Source organism: Mesorhizobium sp. M6A.T.Ce.TU.002.03.1.1 (assembly GCF_003997275.1).
Lineage (GTDB): Bacteria > Pseudomonadota > Alphaproteobacteria > Rhizobiales > Rhizobiaceae > Mesorhizobium > Mesorhizobium mediterraneum.
Genome location: NZ_RZTI01000183.1, coordinates 1 through 8,948 on the forward strand (window position 1 = coordinate 1; position 8,948 = coordinate 8,948).

Consider the following 8,948-nt stretch of genomic DNA (forward strand, 5'->3'; position numbering starts at 1 on the left):
GCCGCTAGCGGGGGGCCCGCCATGGCCTATATGGAGATCGGCGGGGCCGAGCCGCCGCTTGTCCTCATCCACGGCTTTACCGACACGAGCCGCAGTTTTTCCCTGCTCGTCCCCTATCTGGAAGGCCGCCGCCTGATCATTCCCGACCTGCGCGGGCACGGCGCCTCGCCGGCCGGGACGAGCGGCCTCGGGCCGGCCGATTTCGCCGACGACCTTGCCGCGCTCATTGCCAGGCTGCAGCTCGTGCAGCCGGTTCTGGTTGGACATTCGCTGGGCAGCATGATTGCCATCAAAACGGTCTCACGGCATCCGGCTTTGGCCGGCGGGCTGGTGCTGCTCGCCGGCACGCTGCAGCCCGCAATCCCCGATGCGCATCCGATGGTCGTCGGGGTGCAATCGCTGCGCGACCCGATATCGCCGACGGACCCGTTCTATGCCTATTGGCATGCCTGCGAGGCGGATGTGCCACGGGATTTCCTCGCAATGGCGGCGGCAGAGGCGTCGACCATGCCAGCGCCACGCTGGCGCGTCATACTGGAGCAGGTGCGCCTCACCGATCTCACGGCGGCTGCGCGAAGCGTCAAAGTCGATACGCTGATCGTAAACGGCGGGCGCGATCCCCTGTTCGACAGTATGCATCGGAAGCGGCTGGTGGAAGCCTTTCCCACCGCCGCAGTCGTCGAAGCCGCCGATTGCGGCCACAACCCGCACTGGGAGGATCCGGCCCTGGTCGCCCAGCTGATCACCGCACACTTTCCGGCACACAGAGAGCCAGGCACATGAGCCAGCCATGAAGCTGCCGGAATATGCGGCGCTCGATGCCGTTGCACTGTCCGAACATGTTCGCTCCGGCGACCTGTCCGCTACCGAGGTCGTTGAGGCCGCAATCGAGGCGATCGCAAAGATCAATCCTGTCCTCAATGCCGTGACCCTGGTCGATGCCGAAGGCGCTCGCTCCAGCGCAAGGAGCCTGGACCAGAACTCACGTTTAGCCGGCGTTCCTTTTCTCATAAAGGATACCGGTATCCACACGGCGGACTGGCCGACAACGCATTCCTCCGCCTATTTCAGGGATGCCGCGCCCAAGCCCGATAGCGAGATCGTTCGGCGATGGCGGACGGCCGGCCTGGTCTCCCTGGGAAAAACGAACACGCCGGAATATGCCAACGACTTCGTGACCGAGCCGGCCTTCCGCGGGTCGACACTCAATCCCTGGGATCTGACGATCACGGCTGGCGGGTCAAGCGGCGGGGCTGCTGCCGCCGTCGCGAGCGGCATGGTGCCGGTAGCGCATGGCTCCGATATCGGCGGATCGATCCGCGTGCCGGCGGCCTGCTGCGGCTTGTTCGGCCTAAAACCTTCCCGCGCCCTTAATCCTCTCGGCCCTTATCGCGGCGAGATCGGAGCCGGACTCCATGCCGAGAACGTGCTTTCGCGCACGGTCCGCGACAGCGCGGCCATGCTGGATATGACTGCCGGCCCGGAACTGGGGGCGCCTTACCGCGTGTCCAGATCCGTGCCCTCCTATTTCGACTGGCTGCGCACGCCGAGCGAACGCCTGCGCATCGCCTGCCTGGGACGGCGAGCCGATGGCACTGATGTCACGCCCGAAATCAAGACCCGGTTTCTGGAAGCCATGGCGCTGCTCGAGGAGCTGGGGCACGAGGTGGAGGAAGCATCGTTTCCACCCGAGGTCGATTGCGGCGACGGCTGGAGCCTCCTTTGGATGTCGGAGATCGGCCTGACCATCCGGGAACGAGCCGGTGAGATCGGCCGCATGCCGGAAAACGGTGAAATCGAGCGACTGAGCCGCCACGCGCTGGAACGCTTCGAACAAGCCTCGGCGGCCGATTACCTCGATGCGCAGAGTTGCGCCCATCGGGCATCCTTCGCCATGGCGAGGAAATTCGATCGGTTCGATCTGATCATGACGCCGACCACGGCCGAATTGCCGCCCCGCCTGGGCGAAATCAACGGCAACGGCGCGCATTTCGACTATGAGGAATGGGCAAACAGGGCCTACGGATTCGCACCCTTTACCGAGATCTTCAACGTCACCGGGCAGCCCGCCGCCAGTATTCCGCTCTTTCAGTCCGAGGGCGGCGTGCCGATCGGTATCCAGCTCGTTGCCCGCCAGAATGAGGATCACCGGCTGCTCCGCATTGCCCATGAGCTGGAGCAGGTAACGCAATGGCCGACGCGGCATCCGCCGATCTGGGCGGCAGACTTTTAAAGCGCGTCACGTCTGAAAGGATTCACGCGATGCGCCTTAAGTTATTGTTTTTATGCATGTCGTGATCCCAAAACCGCTGCACTTTTGGGCAACATGCATCAGGATCAGCGGCTATTGGCGTTCACAAGAGGGATCGCAGCCCCAAGAGGCTGCCTTCTGATCAAGATGATTGCCGAGAAAGCCAATATGCCGAGCATGCCGACCGCCGCGGTCAACCAGAGCGACGGTTGGATGCCCATGCCCGCCATCGCCATGGCAAGGGCAAAGGGTGCAAGCGCTGACGAGAACTGACGCGCCGCCGTCACCCAGCCGAGCCGGGCGCCGTAGCGCTCCCGTCCGAATAGTTCCAGGGGCAGCGTGCCCCCGACGATGCTGGCGAGGCCCGAGCCCAATCCAAACAGGATGACGAAGGCGATGGCTCCGGCCACCGATGGTGTCGTCGCCAGCAGGGCGACAAGGCCGAGCGGCAACAAGGTCGCGCCGATGACCGCGAGCCAGGCCTGCGCCAGCCGGCCGCCGAACAGCATGTTGATCAGCCGGCTCGCCACCTGGGACGGCCCGAAAAGCGTGGTTACGACAAGCCCGGCTGAGCCAAGCCCGAGCGCCGTCGTCAGCGGCACCATGTGAACGAGGATCGAGGACAGCACGAAGCCCTCGACCGCGAAGCCGCCAAGCATGAGCAGAAACACTCTGCTGCGGTCGCGCGAGGCAACCGCACCGCCTGCCGACCCGATGGCCGCAGGTATCGGTGAAGCACTTTCATCTGTCCGATGCGACAGCCGTGCCAGCCAGGCATGGATGGGCAGGCAGATGGCGACATTGATGCCGGCAAAGACCAGGTAGACCTCGCGCCAGGTCAGGTATTCGTGCAGTGCCGCCGTCAGCGGCCAGAACAGCGTGGAGGCGAAGCCGGCGATCAGCGTCAGATGGGTGATGCTTCGCTGCGCCCTGGCTCCGCCGACCTGGACGATCGCCACGAAAGCGGCGCTGTAGAGCACGAACGCGGACGCCAGTTCCATGGCCATCAACGCCAAAACGAAGGTCACCCGACCGGGTGCTAGCGCGCAAGCGACAAGCGCTGCCGCCGCGGCTGCCGAGCCAAAGGTCATCACCCGGCCGGCGCCGAAACGATCGGCCCAGCGCCCGGCTGTCGGGGCAAACAGGCCACCCACCAGCAGCGACGCCGACAAGGCGCCGAAAACCCATTGTTCCGGCCAGGCGAACTCGAGCGCGATCGACGGCACCAGGATGCTAAAGCTGTAATAGAGCGTGCCGTAGCCGATGATCTGCGTCAGCCCCAACGCCCAGAGTGCCGCAGCCGGGATCTTCCGGTCGCTCATTGAGCGGCATCCGCAATCTCGAGATCGCCGCTGCGCACTGCTGCGATCGCTTGCGTGCTGCCGCAGCCGCAGCCGCAGCCAGACTTGCCGCTCGCCTTTGCCTTGGCGTCGTCGACACAGCAGGCATCGACAGCAGCCGGCGCTGGTCCGCCGCAGCAACCGTGGGACGACGTGCTTGAAAGCGATACCGGCACCGTGCAAACGCCGGTCTCGGGCAACACCAGCTGCACGGCATCGGCCGCAGCCATGTCGCCGGCGATCGCCGCGGCGACCGAGCGGACCTGCTCGTAGCCGGTCAGCAGCAGGAACGTCGGCGCCCGGCCATAGCTTTTGACGCCGACCGTGTAGAAATCGGGCTCGGGGTGGCTGAGCTCGCGATGACCGTGCGGCGGGACATCACCGCAGGAGTGTTCATTGGGGTCGATGAGCGGCCCCAGCGCCTTGACGCCTTCGAGCCACGGGTCGAGGTCCAGCCGGAGCTCCCGGGTCAGTGCAAGGTCGGGGCGCTGACCGGTCGCGGCGATGACCCTGTCGACGGGTCCGAGCGTGCGCGATCCATCCTTTGTCTTGCCTTCGACAACCAGCCGGCCGTCGATCTCGCGAATGGCAACCGTGGCAAAGCCCGTCACCAGCCGCACGCGTCCGCTCTCGGCGAGATGCCGGACATCCGAACCAAGCTCGCCCCGCGCCGGCAGGGCGTCGGCATCGCCGCCGCCATAGATACGGACAAGGTCGGTGCTGCGCGTCACCCATAGTGCCGACGTGCCCGGCTCGGTTTGCGCAAGCCTGTCCAATTCCAGCAAGGCGTTGGCGGCGGAATGGCCGGCGCCCACCACCAATGTCGTGCGGCCTGCATAGAGATGACGGTCGCGGCCGAGAACATCCGGGATGCCGTAGGCGATGCGATCTCCGAATTCCCTCTCACCTTCGGCCGGCAAGCCGCCGGCACCGAGCGGATTCGGCGTCTGCCATGTGCCGGACGCGTCGATGACGGCACGAGCGCTGTCCCGGCGCGTGCCTTGCGCCGTTTCGACCAGAAGCATGAACGGCCGCGTCTCGCGCGCCTTGCTCAACACCTTGTCGGCGCCCCACCGGGAAATGCCGACAACGCGGGCATTGGTCTCGATCGACGGCGCCAGTTCGGGGAGCTTTGCGAGCGGCGCGAGATACTGGCCGACGATCTCATCGGCTGTAGGGAATGCCTCCGGCTCCGGCATTTGCCAGCCGTGGCTCTCGAGAAGTTTTCGGGCGACCGCATCGACACAATAGCGCCACGGCGTGAAAACCCGCACATGGCCCCAATCCAGAAGGTTCGAGCCGACCGCGGAACCCGCCTCGTAAACCCTGACCGGAAGGCCGCGGCTGACAAGTTGGGCCGCTGCGGCCAGACCGACAGGTCCGCCGCCGATGATGGCGACCGGGAGATTACTATTGGGAGCCATGACGCACCTTCTATGCTTCTAGGACTATAGAAATATTGGCCAAAAAAGAGTTACGCAGCCGCCTCGCCGACCGCCGGACCGCATGCAGCGTCGGCACAACATTCGTCGGCAAGAAAGCCGAGCAGATCGTTCATGACGGGGTAATTGGCACGGCAGATCAAGGTCGTTGCCTGGCGCTCCTGGGTAACCAGGCCGGTCAGGATAAGCCGGTGCAGATGGTGCGACAGGGTTGACGCAGCGATGCCGAGGGTTTCCTGCAGATAACCGACGGGTCGTCCGGTTTCGCCTGCCCTCACCAGCGTGCGATAGAGGTTGAGCCGCGTTGGATTGCCGAGCGCCTCGAGCTGTTTTGCTGCTTGTTCGAGTTTCATGGAAATAAGGTAGCGCCGGAAATACGTGGCGTCAACCCTATTTCGAAAATTCTCGAATTAGTCGTATACCGGTATCCAACCCCGATCGCTTGTGAGACCGATCAGGATAATCCTGCATCCGGCTACGACGCCGAAGAGCGGCAATCACCTCAGATCGACCGCTGACTGACCCGTTTGGCAACCTCTTCAGCGCTTTCGACGCGCTCGGAATAACGGTCCGTGAGATAGGCGGATCGATCACGCAGGAGCAGCGTGAACTTCATCAGCTCCTCCATCACATCGACGATCCGGTTATAGTACGGTGACGGCTTCATGCGGCCAGCCTCGTCGAACTCATTGAAAGCCTTGGCCACCGACGACTGGTTGGGGATGGTGACCATCCGCATCCAGCGGCCGAGGATACGAAGCTGGTTGACGGCGTTGAAGCTCTGCGAGCCGCCGGAAACCTGCATCACCGCGAGCGTGCGGCCTTGCGTCGTCCTGACGCCGCCAGCCGAGAGCGGCAGCCAATCGATCTGCGCCTTCATGACTCCCGTCATCGAGCCATGCCGCTCGGGCGAGCACCAGACCTGCGCTTCCGACCAGACCGACAGGTTTCGCAGCTCCTGGACTTTGGCGTGGTCGGCCGACGTCGAATCCGGCAGCGGCAGGCCAGCGGGATTGTAGATGCGCACCTCGGCGCCCAGGCGACGCAAGATGCGAGCGGCTTCCTCCGTCGCCAGCCGGGAGTAGGACCGCTCGCGCAGCGAGCCGTAGAGCATCAGCACGCGAGGCTTGTGGATCGACCGCGGCACGTCGAGCAGCGCCTGCAGGTCGATCGGCCGGAACTGGTCTTCGTCCACGTTCGGCAAGGAATCTTCGGGTATCTGGTCAGGCAACGCGCTTGCCCTGCTCGTCGATGACGACTTCGCCGTCTTCCTTGGTGAACGGCCCGATATCCGGGTTGGGCAGGATGTCGAGAACCGCTTCGGACGGCCGTGCGAGCATGGTGCCGAGCGGCGTGACGACAATCGGCCGGTTGATCAGGATCGGATGCTTCAGCATGAAATCGACGATCTCGTCGTCGGTCCATTTGGGATCGCCGAGATTGAGCTCGGCGTACGGCGTGCCCTTCTCGCGCAGCAATTCGCGCGGCGTCATCCCCATCGCCGCGATCAGCTCGACCAGCCGTTCGCGCGACGGCGGGTTCTTCAGATACTCGATCACCTCAGGCTCTTCACCCGACTGCCTGATGATGGCGAGCGTGTTGCGCGAGGTGCCGCAGTCGGGGTTGTGATAGATGGTGATAGTCATTTCGCGGCTCTCATCTGTCTGATTGGTTTAGGCTCGGTGAGCAGCCATCCTGCCAAGGCCATGGCAAGCAGCGCGCCCAGAAGTTCGGCGACGATAAACGCCGGCAAATCCATCGGCCGGATGCCCGCGAATGTGTTGGAAACCGCCCGCGCAATGGCGACCGCTGGATTGGCAAACGACGTCGAAGCCGTGAACCAATAGGCCGCGGTGATGTAGAGCCCGACGAGCCAAGGGATGGACTCCGAACGGAAGCGAAGGCCCGCAAGAATGGTGAAGACCAGACCAAAGGCGGCCACCAATTCGGCAATCCATTGTCCGTTTCCGGTCCGCACGGTTTGGGAGATCTGAAAAATCGGCAGTTCGAACATGGCGTGCGCCAGCAACGTTCCAGCGACGCCGCCGACAATCTGGGCCACGATATAGGCCAAAGCCGTGGTCGCGTCGATTTCGCGCCTCAGCGCAAAAACCAGCGTCACTGCCGGATTGAAATGCGCCCCGGAAATCGGTCCGAGTATGGTGATCAGCACCACCAGGATCGCTCCGGTCGGCAAGGTATTGCCGAGCAAGGCAAGACCCGCATCATCCGTCAGCCTGTCGGCCATGATGCCGGACCCGACGACCGTCGCGACTAGCATTGCCGTGCCGAGCGCTTCCGCGACAATGCGACGGGGCAGGTCAGCCGCCATGGTTAGCCCACTTTCGGCAGATCGCGGCCAATTTCATCCAGCCGTTTCTGCAGGGCGAGCTTGTCGATCGTGTTCATCGGCAGGCTGACAAAGATCGAGATCCGATTGTTGAGCATGCGGTAGGCTTCGGCAAAGGCCAGGTGCTTTTCGGCGTCCGTGCCGTCCACGGCGGCCGGGTCGGGCACGCCCCAATGCGCCGTCATCGGCTGCCCCGGCCAGACCGGGCACGATTCATTGGCCGCGTTGTCGCAGACGGTGAAAACGAAATTCATCTCGGGCGCACCGGGAGCTGCGAATTCCTGCCAGTCTTTCGAACGGGCGAAGGACGTGTCGTGGTTGAGGGTTTTCAAAAGCTGGAGCGCGTAGGGATGGACCTCTCCCTTCGGGCGCGATCCGGCCGAATAGGCCCTGAACTTGCCGGCGCCGACACGGTTCAGAATCGCCTCGGCGAGGATCGACCTTGCCGAATTGCCGGTGCACAGGAAAAGAACGTTGTATGGCTCACTCATGGCGTCCTTCTAACAGTTGCAGGTCACCGCCTGGATGACCGGCTGGCAGAGCTCCGGCGCACCGTTGCAGCAATCCTCCATGAGATAGGCAAGCAGATCGCGAAAGCCGGTCATGTCGGCGACGTAGCGGATTGTCCGGCCGTCGCGCTCTGCGCGCACGAGGCCGGCATGGTCGAGAACCTTCAGATGCGCCGACATTGTGTTTTGCACCGTACCGAGGCGCGAGGCGATCTCGCCAGCGGGAACACCATCTGCGCCCGCCCGGACCAGCAGGCGAAACACTTCGAGCCTGGTGTCCTGGCCAAGCGCTGCCAATGCGAGAAGAGCGGTGTTCTTGTCCATGTATCCTAGAATCCGGAATTATGGATGTATATGGCCGGCATATGACAGTGAGATGACGATTGATAGTCAAAAATCGTCTTTGCGGACTGCAATGGTCCGCATCCGGCAAAGACGACCTGGATCCGGAAGAACCGGTCCTCGGTCGTGCTGCCTAGTTGCGCAGGTTGAACACGAAGGGCGCCGTGCGACTTATCCGCGAGCCGAGTTCTGGCGGCGGCGTCGGCACTTTGGCACCTTGCAGCGCGCTGAGCGCCGCACGATCGAGGTCGGCATCGCCGGAGGAACGAGCCAGCCGGGCGGATAGGACTCGGCCGGATCCGTCGACCGTAAAGGTGACTTGCGGACTACCCTCCGCGCGCCGGGCTTTCGCCGCCCTCGGATAATCCGTGTGCCGCCTGATCCATGCACCCAGGCGCGAGTCCCACTTGGATGAGTCGCCGCGTCTCGAGGCCGCCGCTTTGGCCGATTTCGGTGCGGCCGCCCTGGTTGCGGGCTTCGCAGCGACACTGGCCGTTGTCCGGGGCGGTGCGGCTTTCTCCTTTTTCGGGCGCTGTCTGGCCTCTTTGACTGGTTTCTTCGCCTTGACCTCAGCCGGCTCCTTCACCTTCGCCTGCTTCTTTGGCTTGGCCTCGACGGGTTTGTCGACCGGTTTCGGCTGAGGCAGCGGAATGACCACGTCCGGCGTGACGGCCTCGGCAATATCAGGCACGACCTCCTCGAGCGGCGGCTGGT

At 63.8% G+C, this 8,948-nt stretch carries 11 protein-coding genes; 2 read left to right on the plus strand and 9 right to left on the minus strand.

The annotated features are described in order from the left end of the window. Both EOC93_RS30855 and EOC93_RS30860 read left to right on the plus strand, forming a co-directional pair. Nucleotides 1–783, plus strand: a 783-nt coding sequence (locus EOC93_RS30855; protein ID WP_164759347.1) for an alpha/beta hydrolase, incomplete at its 5' end; no start/stop codon positions are given. A gap of 7 nt (nt 784–790) precedes the next feature. Next, entirely contained in the window at nt 791–2,233 is a 1,443-nt protein-coding gene (locus tag EOC93_RS30860) for an amidase (RefSeq protein WP_127206516.1), read from the plus strand. Between the two features lie 104 nt (nt 2,234–2,337). Here EOC93_RS30860 and arsK read toward each other — a convergent pair whose 3' ends face one another. The 9 genes from arsK to EOC93_RS30905 all read right to left on the minus strand — a co-directional run. After that, a complete protein-coding gene (gene arsK / locus EOC93_RS30865) occupies nt 2,338–3,573 on the minus strand; it encodes an arsenite efflux MFS transporter ArsK (protein ID WP_127206517.1) in 1,236 nt (411 codons plus the stop codon). Beyond that, on the minus strand, nt 3,570–5,015 hold the full coding sequence (locus EOC93_RS30870) for an NAD(P)-binding domain-containing protein (RefSeq protein ID WP_127206518.1): 1,446 nt from the start codon (nt 5,013–5,015) through the stop codon (nt 3,570–3,572). The genes arsK and EOC93_RS30870 overlap by 4 nt, the downstream gene beginning before the upstream one ends. A gap of 50 nt (nt 5,016–5,065) precedes the next feature. Next, complete coding sequence (locus EOC93_RS30875; RefSeq protein ID WP_095485005.1) at nt 5,066–5,386, minus strand: metalloregulator ArsR/SmtB family transcription factor; 321 nt, start codon at nt 5,384–5,386, stop codon at nt 5,066–5,068. 149 nt (nt 5,387–5,535) lie between these two features. Next, nucleotides 5,536–6,228 carry an arsenical resistance protein ArsH gene (gene arsH / locus EOC93_RS30880; RefSeq protein WP_164547274.1) on the minus strand — a complete coding sequence of 231 codons (693 nt, stop codon included), beginning with the start codon at nt 6,226–6,228 and terminating at the stop codon, nt 5,536–5,538. Nucleotides 6,229–6,256: 28 nt separating this feature from the next. Then, nucleotides 6,257–6,679, minus strand: coding sequence for an arsenate reductase (glutaredoxin) (gene arsC / locus EOC93_RS30885; protein WP_095485004.1), 423 nt, complete (start codon nt 6,677–6,679; stop codon nt 6,257–6,259). After that, nucleotides 6,676–7,365 (minus strand): MIP/aquaporin family protein, encoded by a 690-nt coding sequence (locus tag EOC93_RS30890; protein ID WP_095485003.1) that lies wholly within the window; start codon nt 7,363–7,365, stop codon nt 6,676–6,678. The genes arsC and EOC93_RS30890 overlap by 4 nt, the downstream gene beginning before the upstream one ends. A 2-nt stretch (nt 7,366–7,367) precedes the next feature. Beyond that, nucleotides 7,368–7,874 (minus strand): arsenate reductase ArsC, encoded by a 507-nt coding sequence (locus EOC93_RS30895; protein WP_095485002.1) that lies wholly within the window; start codon nt 7,872–7,874, stop codon nt 7,368–7,370. A 9-nt stretch (nt 7,875–7,883) separates the two neighbouring features. Beyond that, nucleotides 7,884–8,216, minus strand: coding sequence for a helix-turn-helix transcriptional regulator (locus EOC93_RS30900; RefSeq protein WP_095485001.1), 333 nt, complete (start codon nt 8,214–8,216; stop codon nt 7,884–7,886). A 151-nt stretch (nt 8,217–8,367) separates the two neighbouring features. Next, the coding region (locus EOC93_RS30905; protein WP_164759348.1) for an energy transducer TonB at nt 8,368–8,948 on the minus strand (581 nt) is incomplete at its 5' end.